Origin of the sequence: Streptomyces sedi, from assembly GCF_006335015.1 — a bacterium.
Lineage (GTDB): Bacteria > Actinomycetota > Actinomycetes > Streptomycetales > Streptomycetaceae > Streptomyces > Streptomyces sedi.
This window is the reverse complement of record NZ_VDGT01000003.1, coordinates 1-15,333: the sequence shown is the minus strand read 5'-3', so window position 1 is coordinate 15,333 and position 15,333 is coordinate 1. Positions and strand designations below refer to the sequence as shown.

The following is a 15,333-nucleotide window of genomic DNA, read 5'->3' as shown; positions in this document are numbered from 1 at the left end:
GGGGCTCCAGCCTCGCGCCCGCGCCGGTCCCCATGCGGTCGGCGTCCGACCGATCAGGGACCAGGGGGAGACCGACGTCCGCCGCAGGCTGGGGAACGCAAGTGTTCCCGTCAGAGAGGAGCCCATGATGGCCGAGTTCGACACCGAACTGGACCTCGACATCGACGACACCGAAGAGATCGGCACGCAGGACAACGCCGCGCAGTGCGGTAACAGCTACTGCGCGATGTGCGGCGGCGGTTCCGTCCAGTGCGGCTGAACCACTCGCGGTGAACCCCCGTCGGTGAACCGCGCCCCCGGGCCGGCTCACCAGCGACACCCCGGCCCGCCGCATCCGCGGCGGGCCGGGCCGGGTCCTTCCCACCGTGCCCGCCTGTTCCCGTTCGCCGCACAGCGCGTCGCCCCGGGTGCCGCGCGGATATCCGGAGAACCACATGTCCTCCTTCGTGTCCCCCCTTGCCACCGGCCGGTCGTACCGGGCCGCGCTGCTCTCGGTCGGCCCCTTCGGCGTGCGCGTCGTGGAGCACCTGGAGCGTCAGGGAACCGGCACCCGACTGCCCGACCACTCCGACCCGGCGGACGTCTTCGCCGGCGCCCACGAGGCGGTGGTGCTCGCACTGCACCGCCCCGCGCCGGAGCTGATCGAGGCGTTCGACGACCAGGCGTACCAGTCCGGACTGCCGTGGCTACCGGTCGTCCTCGAACCCGACCACGTACGGGTCGGACCGGTGATCTTCCCGGGGGCGGGTCCCTGCCACCGCTGCTACGCCGTCCGCGCGGCCGAGCACGACCCGGACCCCGCGCTGGCGGCGGCCGTCGCCACGGCGTGGGACCGCGACCCCGCCCTCCGTTCCCCCGGCCACCTCCCCCACCAGGCCCGCACGGCCGCCGGGTTGGCAGCCGCCGCGCTGCGCCGCCCCACCGCCGCGGCCGGCTCGGTGCTGACCGTCACCACGCACCGGCGCGCCGTGCGACGCGACACGGTGCTCGGCGTGCACGGCTGCCCGCGCTGCGACCGCGCGGAGCGCCGGTCCGCCCTCGCGGAGGCGCTGGCGCCGACGGCGGGGGAGGTGCCCGGTGTCGGGTGACCCCGTCCCGCCGCTGTGCCGCGGTCTCGTGGTGCTGCCCGTCGGTGAACGGCTCGTCGTGCGGGCGGCCGACCGCCGCCATGTCTTCCGGGGCCGGGCCGCGACCACCCTGTTGCCCCGGCTGCTGCCGCTGCTGGACGGGACCCGTTCCGTCGCCGCGCTGGCCGACGCATCGGGCGTTCCGGAGCGGCACGTCGACCGTGTGCTGGAGGCGCTGCGCGACCGCTCGCTGCTCGACCTGGTGCCGGCGGCGGCCGACGCGTCCGTGCCCGACCCCGTCCTCGATCACCACGCGGGGTCCCTCGACGGGAACGGCGGCCACCCCGGCACCGGCGCGCTGCTGGGCGCCCTCGCCGAGGTGGCGGTGCGGGTGGTGGGACCGCCCTCGCTCGCCCCGCGCATCGCCGCCGACCTGCGGGAGAGCGGGCTGCTCCGGGCGCTGGCGGGACCGGTGGACCGCCCGGCCCTCGCGGCGCTGCGCGAAGCGTCCAGGGCGCTGGCCGTCGTCGTCGAGGACCCGGCCGACCCGGAGCTGACGGAACGCGTCGTCGCCCGCTGCGGGCCCCTCGGGGTGCCCGTGCTGCGGGCCGCCGCCTACCCGGAGAGCGTCGAGATCGGTCCGCGCTTCCTGCCGGGGCACGCCGCGTGCCCGGCCTGTCTGCGGCGGGCCAGGGCGGCGGCGGGCCGCGCGCCGGACGCCGGCGGGGACCCGGTCGCCGACGAGCTGCTCGTCGGGCTGGTGGGGGCCGAGGCCCTGGCGCTGGCCGCCGGCGCGGCGGCGGAGCGGGCCATGGCGGTGACCACCGTCGATCTGGCCACCTTCACCATCGAGCGGCATCTCGCCGTTCCGGAGCCCGACTGCCCGTGCGACGACATCGGCGGCGCCGGAACGGAACCCGACCTGGTCGACGTGCAGTTGTGGGCGGCCACCCCGGCCGCCGGACCCGCGCTGCGCCCCGGGACCCCGACCCGCGCCTTCCGGCGGCTGGCGCGGGAGCTGACCGGAGAGCGCCCGGCTTATCACAACCGGCCGAGGCGGCTGTTTCCCACCGCCGAACTGCCGCTGCCCGCAGGGGCGTTCGGCGCGGAACGGCCCGAGGGCGGCGCCCGGCTGGACGGCACCGTGCTGGCCGACCTGCTGATGCGGGCGGCAGGGAGGCGGCAGGCGCCCGGCGACCCGCCGGGGCCGCGCTGGACGCCCAGCGGCGGGAACCTCGGCTCGGTGGAGCTGTATCTGGCCACGGCGGGGACGTCGGCGACGTTCGGCCTGCCGGAGCTGCCGGGGACGCTCTTCCGCTACGACGACCTCGGGCACGCCCTGGTCGCGCTGCGGGCCGAAGGCGTGCCGCTCTCCGTTCCGCTGGCGGAGACCGACCTGCCGGCGGAGGGCACGGAGGCCCTGCTGGTGTGCGTCGCCGCCCATGCCCGGGTGGCGCTCAAGTACCAGGGCTTCGCGCACGGTCTCTGCCATCTCGACGCCGGCTGCGCCACCACCCAGATCGCCGCGGTCGCGGGGGCGCGCGGGCTGGGGCTGCGGTTCGCCTCCCATTGGACCGAGGGCCTGGCCGAGCTGCTCGACCTGATCCCCGACCGGCAGTACGTGACGGCCGTCGCCGGCCTGCGAGGAGGAGAACCGTGCCCCTGATCCCCGCGTCCCAGGCCGCCGAGGCGCTGACCGAGGCGGTGCGCCGCCGGGACCCCGTCGGGCCCCGGCCGGCGGGCGGCGGCGAGGAGAACGCGCCCGCGCCGGCGGCCGGGTGGGCCGTGGGGCTGGCGGAGGTGCTGGCCGGGCGCCGCTCGGTCCGCGCGTTCGGGCCCTCGCCGCTGGAGCCAGGGCCCCTGTGGGAGGCGCTCGCGGTGGCCGCCGCCGACCAGCGCCGGCAGTGGCCGGCCGCGCGCCACGGCGACGCGGGGCTGCGGCTGCTGGTCGCGGCCCGACGCGTCACGGGGGTGGCCGAGGGGTTGTACGAGGGGGCGCCCGACGGCGCGCCGCTCGCCGAGGCGCCCGACGGGCTCGCGGAGGACTACGCCGACGCCCCGGCGCTCGTGTTCGTCTGCGGCGGCGGCACGGCGAACGCGCCCCGTGCCACCCCCGAACTGCTGGTGCGCGCCGGGGCGTTGGGGTACGCGGTCTGGCTGGCCGCCAGGACGCGGGGGCTGGAGTGCTCCGTCTACGGCGCCGCGCACGCCGGCGTGCGGCGGGTCGCCGCGCGCGCCAGGCCGGGCGCCCGGCACCTGTTCACGGTCGCCGTCGGCCACCGGGCGCGATGACGGCGCCCCCGAACGCCCAGGCCGCCCCGAACGCCTCGGCCGCCGAGCCCGGTGTCTCCGGGGTGGCCGTGCTGCGCCAACTCCTGGGCAGGTTCCGGCCGTACCGCGCGCGGTGCGCCGGGATGTTCGCCCTGGCCCTGGTGGCCGTCGTGCTGAGCGTGATGTCACCGCTGCTGCTGCGGCGCGTCGTCGACGAGGCGCTGCCGGAGCGCGACGTCCCGCTGCTGGCCACCCTGTGCGGCGTCATGCTCGCCCTCAGCCTGGTCGCCAGCGTGCTGGTGGTGGCCCAGACCGCCCTCGCCAACTGGGTCGGGCAGCGCGTCACCGCCCTGCTGCGCGCCGAGATCCACGACCGGGCCCGCTCCCAGCCGCTGCCGTTCTACACCGAACGGGGGCAGAGCGAGATCCAGGCCCGGCTGGTCAACGACGTGGACGGGGTGGACCGGTTCCTCACCGGCACGGTGCAGCGCTGGCTCTCGACGGTGCTGTCGCTGCTGGCGATCGGTGGGGCCATGCTGGTCGTCGAGTGGCGGCTGGCGCTGCTGTGCGTGCTGATGGCCCTGGGGCTGGGCCTGGTCAACAACCGCTTCGCCCGCCGCCGCAGGGCGCTGGCGCGCGACCGGCAGCGGCTGCTCACCACGGTGCTGCGGCACGTGGCCGAGGATCTGTCGCTCTCCGGGGTGCTGCTGGGGCGGACCCTGCGGCGCACCCGTTGGCAGCGGACGCGGTTCCTGGACGTCTCGGAGGAGATCCGCGAGGTGACCTACCGCCAGCGGATCACCGGGATGTCCGCGCAGGTGCTGATCGGGTCGTCGTTCGCCGCCCTGCCGCCGTTGATCTTCCTCGCCGCCGGGACGCTGGGCTCCGGGGTGACCGTCGGCTCCGTGGTGGTGCTGATCATCCTCCAGGGGCGGCTCTCCCAGCAGATCCAGGAACTGCTGCGGCTGAGCGGCCAGTTCCAGGCGTCGCTGGCGATGTTCGAACGGGTGCAGGAGTTTCTCGACCTGCCGGCCGGGGAGGTGGAACCCACCGCGCCGGGCGCCAGGCGCGCGGGGGCGCCGCCGGCCGTGCGGCTGCGCGGCGCCGCGCACGGCTATCCCGGCGCCGGGCGGCGCGCGCTGGGCCCCGTCGACCTGGACTTCCCCGCCGGTTCGACCACGGTGGTGATGGGCCGCAGCGGCTCGGGCAAGAGCACCCTGGCGCTGCTGCTCGCCGGGCTGCTGCCGCCCGACGAGGGCAGCGTCGCCCTCGACGACGGCACCGACCCCCGGGCGGCCGTCACCCTGATCCCGCAGCAGACCGCGCTGCTCAAGGGGACGCTCAGGGAGAACCTGCTCTTCGCCCGCGACGGCGTCCCCCCGGCCGCGCTCGACTGGGTGCTGGCCGCCGTCCGGCTGGACACCGTGGTCGCCCGGCTGCCCGAGGGGCTGGACACGCAGCTGGGCGCCGAGGGCCTGCGGCTCTCCGGCGGGGAACGCCAACGCCTCGCCGTCGCCCGCGCGATGCTCGCCGACGCCCGGGTGCTGGTCGCCGACGAGATGACCAGCTCCCTCGACCACGAGACCGCCGAACAGGTCACCGCCGCGCTGCGCGCCCACTGCCGGAACCGGACGCTGGTGCTCGTCGCCCACCGGCTGCCCACCATGGCGCCCGACGACCGGATCGTGGTGCTGGACGAAGGGCGGGTCGCGGAGGCCGGCACCCACCTGGAGCTGGTGGCCCGCGGCGGCTACGCGCGGCTGACCGGCTCGCCCGCCCCGCGCGGGGCCGAAAAGGCGGTGGTGCCCGGCGGCGGGCGCGGGTAGGCAGTCCCTTGGGGCCCGAACGCCCCGGCGTTTGTGAACGGACCACCGCCGCCGAGAAGTTGGGGATGAGCCGACGATGCTGACCGACCTCACCGACCGCCTGCCGACGCCCGAGGAGGCGCTGCCGGGACGCACCGAGCGGATGTACTCCGTTCCCGAACGGCACCGGGTGCTCGGCACGCCGCTGCTCGGCCCGTACCCGGCGGAGTGCGAGATCGCGGAGTTCGCGCTCGGCTGCTTCTGGGGCGCCGAGCGGCGCTTCTGGCGCACCGAGGGGGTGTGGACCACGCTGACCGGCTTCCAGGGCGGGCCGACGCCGCACCCCATCTCGGAGGAGGTCGCCACCGGCCGCACCGGTCACGCGGAGACGGTGCGGGTGGTCTTCGACCCGGCCCGGGTCTCCTACCGCGCCCTGCTGCGGGTCTTCTGGGAGGGCCACGACCCGACGCAGGGAATGCGCCAGGGCAACGACATCGGCACGCACTGCCGCTCGTTGGTCTTCCACCGCTCCCCCGCCCAGCGCGAGGCGGCCGAGGAGACCCGCGACACCTACCGGAGGATCCTCGCCGACGCCGGCTACGGCCCGGTCACCACGGAGATCGTCGCCGAGGCCGACTTCCCGTTCTACCCGGCCGAGGAACGGCACCAGCAGTACCTCGACCGCCACCCCCGCGGCTACTGCGGCCTCGGCGGCACGGGCCTGCCGTTCCCCGTCGACTGAACCGGCCCCGTTCCTCTTCTCGCCCCGAGCCCCCGCCCGGCCCCACCCGGCCGCCGGGGGCTCTCGCGTCTCCCACGCGCCGGCCGCTCTGCCCGTGGCAGATCTGCCGCGGGCCGAGATTCCTTCCGCGGCGGGGTGCCGCCGCGGAAGGTGGGTCCCGAGGGCGACGCCGGCGGGACGGCCGGCGTCGCGGGAAGCGGAGGAAGAGGAGGTTCCGTGTGACGACCGCACCGGTCACCGCGTCCGAGGGCGAGACCCAGGCGACGCGGTTCGACGACGACCTGAACGCACGGCTGCTGACGCAGCGCGTCGTGTTCCTCGGGACGCAGGTCGACGAGGTCTCGGCCAACCGGGTCTGCGCACAGCTGCTGCTGCTGTCCGCCGAGGACCCGCGCAACGACATCAGGCTCTTCATCAACAGCCCCGGAGGCTCGGTCTCCGCCGGGCTGGCGATCTACGACACGATGCGGCTCATCCCCAACGACGTGGCCACGTTGGCCCTGGGAATGGCCGGCAGCATGGGCCAGTTCCTGCTCACCGTGGGGGCGCGCGGCAAGCGCTACGCGCTGCCGAACGCGCGGGTGATGATGCACCAGCCGTCCGCCGGCATCGGCGGCGCCACGGCCGACATCGCGATCCAGGCGGAGAACCTGGAGCACACCAAGCGGACGATCGAACGGATCACCGCCGAACACACCGGCCAGAGCGAGGAGACGATCGCCAGGGACGGCGACCGCGACCGCTGGTTCACGGCCGAGGAGGCCAGGGAGTACGGGATGGTCGACCGGGTGGTGGCCTCGCTGGCCGACATCCGGCCGGACTCGCAGCGCAGGACGGGGTTCTGAGATGGGCCAGTACACGATTCCCACCGTGGTCGAACGCACCCCCAACGGGGAACGCGCCTACGACGTCTACAGCCGACTGCTCTCCGACCGGGTCATCTTCCTCGGCACGGAGATCGACGACGGGGTGGCCAACGTGGTCATCGCGCAACTTCTCCACCTGGAGTCCTCCGCCCCGGAGCGGGAGATCTCGATCTACCTCAACTCCCCCGGCGGATCGCCCACCGCGCTGATGGCGATCTACGACACCATGTCGTTCGTCAACGCGCCGATCGCGACCTACTGCGTCGGCCAGGCCGGCTCGACGGCGGCAGTGCTGCTGGCGGCCGGGGCGCCCGGCCGGCGCGCGGTGCTGGAACACGCGCGGGTCCTCCTCGGCCAGCCGGCCAGCGGCGGGCAACGGGGAACGGTCGCTGACCTCGCCATCCAGGCGAAGGAGATGCTCCGCATCCGGCGCCAGGTCGAGGAGGTCCTGTCCCGCCACACCGGCCACGACGTGGAGTCCCTCCGCGCCGACATGGACCGCGACAAGGTCTACACGGCCGAGGAGGCCGTCTCCTACGGCCTCGCCGACCACGTCCTGCGCTCACGCTGACCCCACGGGACCGCTGCGCGGCAACCCACCTCACCGGTGCGGACCACAGTCACGTGCGGCCCGCCACCCATGCACCGCGCAGTTCCCCGCGCCCCTGACGGGGCCCGACCCCACCGACAAAGAAACCCGCACCTCACGGCGAACGCCCACCCCCACAAGGGGCGCGAGGAACTGCGCGAGCAACCCACCACCGGGCTCACGCCGACAACCCACCCACCCACCAAGCTCCGTAGTCGACCAACCCCCGCCACACATGCACCGCGCCGTTCCCCGCGCCCCCAAACAAGCCGCCCACGGCAGTGCAGGGGCGCGGGGAACTGCGCGAGCAACCCACCACCAGGCAGCAGACGACAAAAGGCCCGCCACAACGACGGCGCGTGGTCACCCGCACCCCCCGGAGGGGTTACGCGGCGAGCAGCAACGCCCCGCCGTCCCCGTGCGGCGCACGGCCGTGCGCCGCACGGCGCACGGCCGCCAGCGAGGTGGCGCGGCCGTCGGACGGCCGCTCCGCGGCCGGCCGTTCGCCGGCCAGCCGGTGCTGCGCCAGCGCCAGCAGGTCGGCGAGGTCCAGGCCCAACGCCCGGGCAGCCGCCGCCAGCACCTCGGACGAAGCCTCCTTGCGTCCGCGCTCCACCTCGGAGAGATACGGCATCGAGATCCGCGCCGCGTCCGCCACGTCCTTCAACGTCCGCCCGCGCGCGAGACGTTCGCGCCGCAGCACGTCGCCCACGAGGTCCCGCCACAGCGGCTCGCGGACGGGCGGCCCGTCGGTCCTTCGAGGCCCTCGGGGCTCGTTCGGCACCGGGCGCAGTCGTACGCGGCGGTCGTCGGCACGGATCGGCTCGGGTGCTCGGCTGCTGCTCACCGTCCCAGACTAGGAGCGGGACCCGCCCCACGACCCCACCCGACGTTCCGCCCCTCGCGAAAGGGCTGGCCGCCCGGGCCGCACCGACCACCCACCCGCCGCCAGCGGCTACCCGTGTGCCCGCACCCCGTCCAGCATGCGCAGCAGCGCCGCGGTCGTGTCCTCCAGCGCCTCCGGGCCCTCGCCGGAGGAGGCGAGCCACAGCGCCGCCTCGTTCATCGCGCCCGACAGCAGATGGGCCAGCGGCGGCACGGGCTGCGGTGCCAGCGTTCCCTCCTCGACCAGCGCGGCCAGCGACTCCTCCAGATGCCGCGCCGACGCCGCCTCGTCCATCGCCCGCCAGGCGTTCCAGCCCAGCACCGCCGGCCCGTCGACGAGCATGATCCGGTCGATCCCCGGCGCGGTGGCGGCGGCGAGGAACTCCCGGCAGCCCACCGTCAGTCGGGACCACTCGTCGTCGTGGGCGTCGGCCGCCGAGGCGACCCGTGCGCCCACCTCCTGCTGTACCTCGTCGAGCACCGCCCGGAAGAGGTCGGTCTTGCCGCCGGGGAAGTGATGGTACAGCGCCCCCTTGGTCACCCCGGCCGCGGCCACCAGCTCCGCGAGGCCGACGTCCGCGTAGCCGCGCCCGGCGAACAGCGTTCTGCCCTCGCGCAGCAGCGCCCGCCTCGTCTGCTCCCGCTGCCGTTCCCTGACGCCCGCACCCGCGCCCGCACCCGCGTCTGACCGCGCCATCGCTCTCCCCTCCCCTTTGACATACCGACGGTACGCCGAATACGCTCCCGACACCACTTGACATACCGACGGTATGTCAACATCGAGAGGGGTTGCCTCATGGGCCTGACCAGCCTTTACGCCGTGATCTGCACGGAACGACCCGCCGAGTCCCGGGACTTCTACACCGGGCTGTTCGGCTTTGAGACGACCTTCGACGCGGACTGGTACGTCAGCCTGCGCCACCCGGACGGCGGCCACGAGTTGGCGCTGCTGGACCCCTCCCACCCCACGCTCCCCGCCGACTACCGCGCCACCGCACGCGGCCTGCTACTGAACATGGAGGTCGAGGATGTGGACGCGGAGTGGGAGCGACTGGTGGTCGGCGCCGGGCTGCCGGCCGTTCTGCCGCTGCGCAGCGAGGAGTTCGGGCAGCGGCACTTCATCGTGGCCGACCCGAACGGCGTGCTGATCGACGTCATCACGCCGATCCCGCCCACCGGCGAGTTCGCCGCCCAGTACCGCCCCTGAGCACGGGCGCACGGGAGCACGGAAGCACGGGGCACGGGAGCACGCCGAAAGGACCCGTCGCCCCGCCGGACCCGGGGCGGGCCGACGAGGCGACGGGGTGGATGGGCGCGCGAACGGAACGGAACGGGGTCAGCCGAAGTTCACGTCGCTGCAGATGTAGTACGACTGGTCGGAGTGCGACGCCTGCCAGATCGTGTACACGAGGTGGTGGCCGCTGCGGCCCGGCGCCGAGACGTCGACCAGCATGTGGGAGTTGGGCTCCAGGCGGTCGGTCTCGGCGACCAGTTCGAGGTCGCCCCAGCCCAGCGCCTCGGTGGTCGGGTCGAAGCCCTGCTCCGTGACGTAGACCAGCATGTAGTCGGCGCCGTGCAGCGCCTGGTCGTGGAGGTCGACGGTGAAGTCCGTACCGACGTCGGTCGTCTTCCAGTCACCCGGGGTGTCCATCGCGGCGTAGCGGCCGTCGCCGGTCAGGCCGGCGCTGCACAGCTGGCCGTCGGGGATGGCGCCCTGGTGGTCGCCGGCGACGCCCTCGCGGTAGAGGCCGTTCCAGTTCCACATCGCGTTGGTGTCGGCCTGCCAGGCCGCCCAGCACATCGGGTCCTCCTGCTCCATGGCCGGGTTCTGGAAGTCGTCGCCCCAGCGGTCCCAACAGCCGTAGTTGCGCGAGGGCGGGTCGATCACCGAGCCGTGCGCCGAGGCGCCGCCGGCCCAGGGGACCAGCAGCAGCATCGCCACGGCCGAGACCATGCCCACCACGCGCGCCGCCCAACGTCGCCCGGTCCGGGCTCCGGCGCCGCCGCCTCGTTCTCGGTTCATCCTCTGGTCGCCACCTTCCGTCGTGGGGGGGGTGCGCGAGGGAGTGCGGGAGCGCTCCCATCGGTTGACCTGGGCGTTACCCATGGACATGTCACCGAAACCGAAGCGACAACGTTCGACACGTTCGCGAACGACTTCGACAGCGAGCAATCGTTTTCCGCTCCCAGCGGGCGGCGACGCCCCCGCTCAGGCGGGCTGCGCACCCGGGCGGCCGGCCTCCACGTGGAAGGTGGCCACGGTCGAGATCCCTGAGCCGGGGACGGTGACCACCGGGGTGACCCGGTAACTGGCCGTCATCGCCTCGGAGTCGGCCTCGACGACGGTGTAACCCCGCTGCGAGCTGTGCCACTTCAGATGCGGGTTGACCCCGGGCGCCATCCAGGCGGCGCCGACCTCGTCGGTCGGCGAGCCGTCCTTGCCCGAGCTGATCGAGCTGCCGGCGAACTCCGTGGCCACCACCGGAGCGTCGGCGTCCGCGAAGTCCAGCGTCAGGTCGGCGACCACGGCGCGGTGGATGTCGCCGGTGACCACCACCGGGTTGGCCACGTTCCGGTCGCGCAGCCCGCGAAGGAGCCGGTCACGGGCGTCGACATAGCCGTCCCACATGTCGAGCCCGGAGGTGTGGACCGCGGGGTCGGGGTTCTGGTCGACCTGGGCGATGAGGGTCTGGTTGGCGAGCACGTTCCAGACCGCGCCCGAACCGCCGGCGCCGTCCAGCAGCCACCGTTCCTGCTCCTCCCCGAGCATCTGCCGACCCGGCGCCGAACGCTCCACGTCGCAGCCGGACTTGGTGCCGTCGCCGCAGACCTGGTCGTCGCGGTGCGAGCGGGTGTCCAGGACATGCAGGTCCAGCAGCGGGCCGAAGGCGAGCCTCCGGTACATCCGGGCCTCCGCGCCCCGGGGGCGCTGCGGCAGCCGCAGCGGCAGGTGCTCGTAGTACGCCTGGAACGCGGCGGCCTTGCGGGCGCGCCACGCCTCCGGGTCCTGGTCGGGGTAGCCGTCGGTGTCCAACTGGGCGAAGTCCCCCGCCCAGTTGTTCTCGACCTCGTGGTCGTCCCAGCTCAACACCCAGGGGAACGCCTGGTGCGCGGCCTGGAGATCGGTGTCGAGCCGGGTGAGGGCGTGGCGGTTGCGGTAGTCGACCAGGCTGAGCGTCTCGCGTTGGAACGAGGCGTCCAGCGCCAGGCCGCGCACGCCGCCGTTCTCGCCGACGCCGTACTCGTAGAGGTAGTCGCCCAGGTGCAGCACCAGGTCCAGGTCCTCGTCCGCCATGTGGCGGTAGGCGGTGTAGAAGCCCTCGTACCAGCACTGGCAGGAGGCGAACGCGAACCTGAGGCGGGCGGGGTCGCTGGGGGCGGTGCGGGTGCGGCCGACGGGGCTGATGTCGGCGCCGGCGCGGAAGCGGTAGAAGTACTCGCGTCCCGCGTCGAGTCCGGAGACCTCGGCGTGGACGGAGTGCGCGAGTTCGGGAGTCGCCTGCTCCGCGCCCCGGCGCACGCCCCGCGTGAACCGTTCGTCCTCGGCGACCTCCCAGTCGACGGTCACCACGCGTTCCGGCATCCCGCCCCTGCCGTCCAGCGCGAGGGGGTCGGGGGCGAGGCGGGTCCACAGCACGACGCCGTCCGGCAGCGGGTCGCCGGAGGCGACGCCGAAGGCGAACGGGTCGCCGGCGAACCGGGGTGCCGCCCAGGCGGAGCCGGCGCTGAAACCCGCGCCGTGCAGGGCGATTCCGCCCAGGGATGCGCCGGCCAGACCGAGGAGACGACGTCGCGTGAGTTCCATCGAGAGGTTCGCCCGTCTGTGGGGAAGTGCTGACGAGGCGCCACCTTTCTGGCCCGCCGGCCGATTTCGGCGGAGGCTCGCCTGACACTCACCGTCCCGGCGGGATGACGGGCGGACGGGCGCTCCCCCGTCGAGGACCCAACGTGAAGCCCTGGCCGGCGGTCGGGCGGCCGTGGCCGGCCGCGCTCAGGAGGACTCGGCAGCCAGCGCGGCGCGGAGCTTCGCGGCGGCGGGGGCGGCGTCGTAGCCCTCGGGGACGCCGGGGACGAGGATCACGTTGCCGCCGAGGTGGTCGGTGCGCAGCGGCAGGATCTCCCGGTAGGCGTCGGAGGCGTACCAGGCGCGGGCGGCTTCCATGTCGGGGAAGCCGATCATCACCACATCGCCGTTCCAGACGCCCTCGACGGTCTCGTGCTGGGCGTTGTGGACGAGAAAGCGTCCGCCGAAGGGCTTCATGGTGCCCTGAACGCGCTCGATGTACTCGGCGACCTCGGGGTGCTGCTCGCCGGAGAGCAGATGGGCGATCGCGTAGGCGGTCATGGCGGAGCCTCCGTGGTGGTGCGGTTCTCCGGGGCGCTCCCGGGTACGGCTCCATCCTGTGCGGCGGGCGCCGCCACGTCGATGACCTCGGAGGTCATGACGGCGCCCGGCCTCGCTCCGCCCCGGGGCGTCAGCCCACCGGATCGGCCAGCAGCCCCCTGGCGGCGAGGTTGCTCATCAGGGAGCGGATGCCGAACGTCCAGGGTTCGGCGGTCTCGGAGTGCGTCACCACGTTGGCGAGGGTGCCCAGGCGCGGGGTGGAGATCCGCACCAGGTCGCCGAGGTGGTGGGTGAAGCCCTCGCCCGGCGCGTCGCGGTCCTGGGTGGGGGCGAACATCGTCCCGGTGAACAGCAGCAGCCCGTCCGGGTACTGGTGGAGCCGGCCGATGGTCTGCGCCACCAGGTCGACCGGGTCGCGGCTGATCTCGGAGAGCGAGCTGACGGACTCCAGCTGGAAGCCGTCCCGGCCGGTGATGGTCAGCGTGATGTCCAGGCCGCGCAGGTCGTCGAGGGTGAACTCGTCGTCGAGCAGCCGCAGGAACGGGCCGACGGCTGTCGAGGCGTTGTTGTCCTTCGCCTTGCCCAGCAGCAGCGCGCTGCGGCCCTCGACGTCACGGAGGTTCACGTCGTTGCCGAGGGTGGCGCCGACGACGCGCCCCACGGAGTCGACGGCGAGGACCAGTTCGGGCTCCGGGTTGTTCCACTCGGAACGGCTCCAGACGCCTATCTCGGCGCCCGCGCCGACGGCGGAGAGCACGGGGGCCTTGGTGAAGACCTCGGCGTCCGGGCCGATGCCGACCTCCAGGTACTGCGACCACAGCCCCTCGGCGGTCAGCACCTCCTTGGCCCTGGCCGCCTCCTCGGAGCCGGGCACCAGGTGTTCGAGCCGGCCGCCGATCGCCTCCAGCACCCGCTCCCTGACCTCGGCGGCGCCGCCCCGGTCGCCCTTGGCCCGCTCCTCGATGACCCGTTCCACCATGGAACGCACGAAGGTCACCCCGCAGGCCTTGAGCGCCTGGAGGTCGCAGGGCGCCAGCAGGTGCGGCCGGTCGCGCGCGCCGCCGAGGGTGGCGGCCAGCACGTCCTCCAGCGGGAAGGCGCGCTCGGCCGGCGCGGAACGGACGAACTCCGCGACGTCCGGCCGTTCCAGCAGCTCGCTCACGGTCGGCGCGTACGGGGTGAGGTCCACGAGGCGGTCCCCACGCACGGTCACCACGCAGGGTCCGCCGACCTCCGGGTCGAAGACCCGGCCCACCAGGGTCGCCCGGTCGGCGTCCTCCGGCAGCAGCGGCGGCAGCAGCGCGGTCAGCTCGACCGGGCCGGGGTCGACCTCGCCGGGAACACCCTCGGTCGACGTTTCCGGCGCGACCGGCGCGACCGGCGCGACCGGCTCGGACACCTGGCGGGCGGGCGGGACGGTGTCCTGGTTCGGGGACAGCGAGTCGGTCATGGCGTGGATTCCCCTGGCTTTCGTGCTCGGTGCTGCGTGCTCGGCGCCCGGTGCGGGTGTGCCCTCGGGCTCCCGGCTCACCTTCCCCGGGAGGGCGGTCGCCAGACACCTCGACCGCAGTTAAGCAGCGCTTGAACGTCGGCGACAGAAGGTTTCACTGGTGCTTTGAGCCGCTCGTCGGTGATTCTGAGCACATGATCACAACAGGAGCCGTGGCCGGTGTCGCCGCCGTCGCGCTCGGGATGGTGCTGACCCCGGGGCCGAACATGATCTACCTCGTGTCGCGCTCCCTCACCCAGGGGCGGACGGCGGGTCTGGTGTCGCTGAGCGGGGTGGCGCTGGGCTTTCTCATCTACCTGACGGCGGCCAACCTCGGCCTCTCGGTCGTCTTCGCCGTCGTCCCCGGCCTCTACCTCGCGGTCAAGCTCGCCGGCGCCTGCTATCTGGGCTGGCTGGCCTGGCGGACGCTGCGCCCGGGCGGGACCTCGGCGTTCACCCGCCGCGACCTGCCGCCCGAGTCGGCGCGGCGGCTCTTCGGCATGGGTCTGTTGACCTGCCTGCTCAACCCGAAGATCGCGCTGATGTATCTCTCGCTGATCCCGCAGTTCGTGGACCCGGAGGCGGGTCACGTGATGGCGCAGGGATTTCTGCTCGGCGGCGTCCAGGTGCTGGTCGGGGTGGCGGTCAACGGGATGTTCGTGCTCGCCGCGGGCGCGATCGCGGCCTTCCTCGGCCGGCGCCCCGGCTGGCTCGCGGCCCAGCGCTACGTGATGGGCGGCGTCCTCGGCGCCCTCGCGGTGCACCTCGCGCTGGACAACAACCGCCCCACGCGTCCGGCCTAGCCGGCCGGTTCCCGACGCCCCCGCGAGGCGGGGCCTCATCACGGCGGCCGGCAGGCGGCCCGGGGACGCGGTGCCTCCGGGCCGGGAGCCAGACGACCACCGTCCCGCACCGGCAAGGTGGGTAGTCGGCCTCGCCGAACACCCGCTTGCCCGCGCAGTTCCCCGCGCCCCCTCCCCGCCGGCTACCGCCTGAGGACACGACGCACCAGCGGCGGAGCAGGGGACGACCACCGTCCCGCACCGGCAAGGTGGGTAGTCGGCCTCACCGAACACCCGCTTGCCCGCGCAGTTCCCCGCGCCCCCTTCCCCGCCGGCTACCACCTGAGGACACGACACATCAGTAACGGAGCAGGGGACGACCACCGTCCCGCACCGGCAAGGTGGGTAGTCGGCCTCACCGAACACCCGCTTGCCCGCGCAGTTCCCCGCGCCCCCTTCCCCGCCGGCTACCACCTGAGGACACGACACATC

16 protein-coding genes are annotated in these 15,333 nt (G+C 74.2%); 10 read left to right on the top strand and 6 right to left on the bottom strand.

Annotation, left to right across the window (positions count from 1 at the left end; all coding sequences use genetic code 11):
* Positions 1–127 precede the first annotated feature (127 nt).
* The 8 genes from FH715_RS29270 (at position 128) to FH715_RS04850 (ending at position 7,322) form a co-directional block, all read left to right on the top strand.
* Positions 128–259: a hypothetical protein gene (locus FH715_RS29270; RefSeq protein WP_281290697.1), complete on the top strand. Its 132-nt coding sequence runs from the start codon at positions 128–130 to the stop codon at positions 257–259.
* Positions 260–434: 175 nt separating this feature from the next.
* Positions 435–1,088, top strand: coding sequence for a TOMM precursor leader peptide-binding protein (locus FH715_RS04875; RefSeq protein ID WP_139641083.1), 654 nt, complete (start codon positions 435–437; stop codon positions 1,086–1,088).
* Complete coding sequence (locus FH715_RS28065; protein WP_170184628.1) at positions 1,078–2,733, top strand: hypothetical protein; 1,656 nt, start codon at positions 1,078–1,080, stop codon at positions 2,731–2,733. Before FH715_RS04875 ends, FH715_RS28065 begins: the two co-directional genes overlap by 11 nt.
* Positions 2,724–3,359, top strand: coding sequence for a nitroreductase family protein (locus FH715_RS28060; protein ID WP_170184627.1), 636 nt, complete (start codon positions 2,724–2,726; stop codon positions 3,357–3,359). The genes FH715_RS28065 and FH715_RS28060 overlap by 10 nt, the downstream gene beginning before the upstream one ends.
* A complete protein-coding gene (locus FH715_RS04865; RefSeq protein ID WP_139641079.1) occupies positions 3,356–5,164 on the top strand; it encodes an ABC transporter ATP-binding protein in 1,809 nt (602 codons plus the stop codon). Before FH715_RS28060 ends, FH715_RS04865 begins: the two co-directional genes overlap by 4 nt.
* Before the next feature lie 76 nt (positions 5,165–5,240).
* Positions 5,241–5,885 (top strand): peptide-methionine (S)-S-oxide reductase MsrA, encoded by a 645-nt coding sequence (gene msrA / locus FH715_RS04860; RefSeq protein ID WP_139641077.1) that lies wholly within the window; start codon positions 5,241–5,243, stop codon positions 5,883–5,885.
* Between the two features lie 218 nt (positions 5,886–6,103).
* A complete protein-coding gene (locus FH715_RS04855; protein ID WP_139641075.1) occupies positions 6,104–6,730 on the top strand; it encodes a ClpP family protease in 627 nt (208 codons plus the stop codon).
* Position 6,731: 1 nt separating this feature from the next.
* On the top strand, positions 6,732–7,322 hold the full coding sequence (locus tag FH715_RS04850) for a ClpP family protease (protein ID WP_139641073.1): 591 nt from the start codon (positions 6,732–6,734) through the stop codon (positions 7,320–7,322).
* Positions 7,323–7,725: 403 nt separating this feature from the next.
* On the opposite strand, the gene FH715_RS04845 is transcribed toward FH715_RS04850, so the two are convergent.
* Positions 7,726–8,187 carry a helix-turn-helix domain-containing protein gene (locus FH715_RS04845; RefSeq protein ID WP_425472672.1) on the bottom strand — a complete coding sequence of 154 codons (462 nt, stop codon included), beginning with the start codon at positions 8,185–8,187 and terminating at the stop codon, positions 7,726–7,728.
* A 108-nt stretch (positions 8,188–8,295) separates the two neighbouring features.
* Positions 8,296–8,922, bottom strand: coding sequence for a TetR/AcrR family transcriptional regulator (locus FH715_RS04840; RefSeq protein WP_139641071.1), 627 nt, complete (start codon positions 8,920–8,922; stop codon positions 8,296–8,298).
* Positions 8,923–9,021: 99 nt separating this feature from the next.
* On the opposite strand from FH715_RS04840, the gene FH715_RS04835 reads away from it, so the two are divergent.
* Positions 9,022–9,432 (top strand): VOC family protein, encoded by a 411-nt coding sequence (locus FH715_RS04835; RefSeq protein ID WP_139641069.1) that lies wholly within the window; start codon positions 9,022–9,024, stop codon positions 9,430–9,432.
* A gap of 129 nt (positions 9,433–9,561) precedes the next feature.
* Here the strand turns inward: FH715_RS04835 and FH715_RS04830 are convergent, their stop codons facing one another.
* From FH715_RS04830 to FH715_RS04815, 4 genes are all read right to left on the bottom strand, one after another.
* A complete protein-coding gene (locus FH715_RS04830; protein WP_246108593.1) occupies positions 9,562–10,179 on the bottom strand; it encodes a lytic polysaccharide monooxygenase auxiliary activity family 9 protein in 618 nt (205 codons plus the stop codon).
* Between the two features lie 255 nt (positions 10,180–10,434).
* Positions 10,435–12,030, bottom strand: coding sequence for an alkaline phosphatase D family protein (locus FH715_RS04825; RefSeq protein WP_139641066.1), 1,596 nt, complete (start codon positions 12,028–12,030; stop codon positions 10,435–10,437).
* A 186-nt stretch (positions 12,031–12,216) separates the two neighbouring features.
* Positions 12,217–12,570 (bottom strand): DUF1330 domain-containing protein, encoded by a 354-nt coding sequence (locus FH715_RS04820; RefSeq protein WP_139641064.1) that lies wholly within the window; start codon positions 12,568–12,570, stop codon positions 12,217–12,219.
* Between the two features lie 130 nt (positions 12,571–12,700).
* Positions 12,701–14,020, bottom strand: a complete 1,320-nt coding sequence (locus tag FH715_RS04815) for a fumarylacetoacetate hydrolase family protein (protein WP_139641062.1) — start codon at positions 14,018–14,020, stop codon at positions 12,701–12,703.
* 194 nt (positions 14,021–14,214) lie between these two features.
* Between FH715_RS04815 and FH715_RS04810 the strand changes: the two genes are divergently transcribed.
* Positions 14,215–14,862 (top strand): LysE family translocator, encoded by a 648-nt coding sequence (locus tag FH715_RS04810; RefSeq protein ID WP_139641060.1) that lies wholly within the window; start codon positions 14,215–14,217, stop codon positions 14,860–14,862.
* The last annotated feature ends 471 nt before the right edge of the window (positions 14,863–15,333 follow it).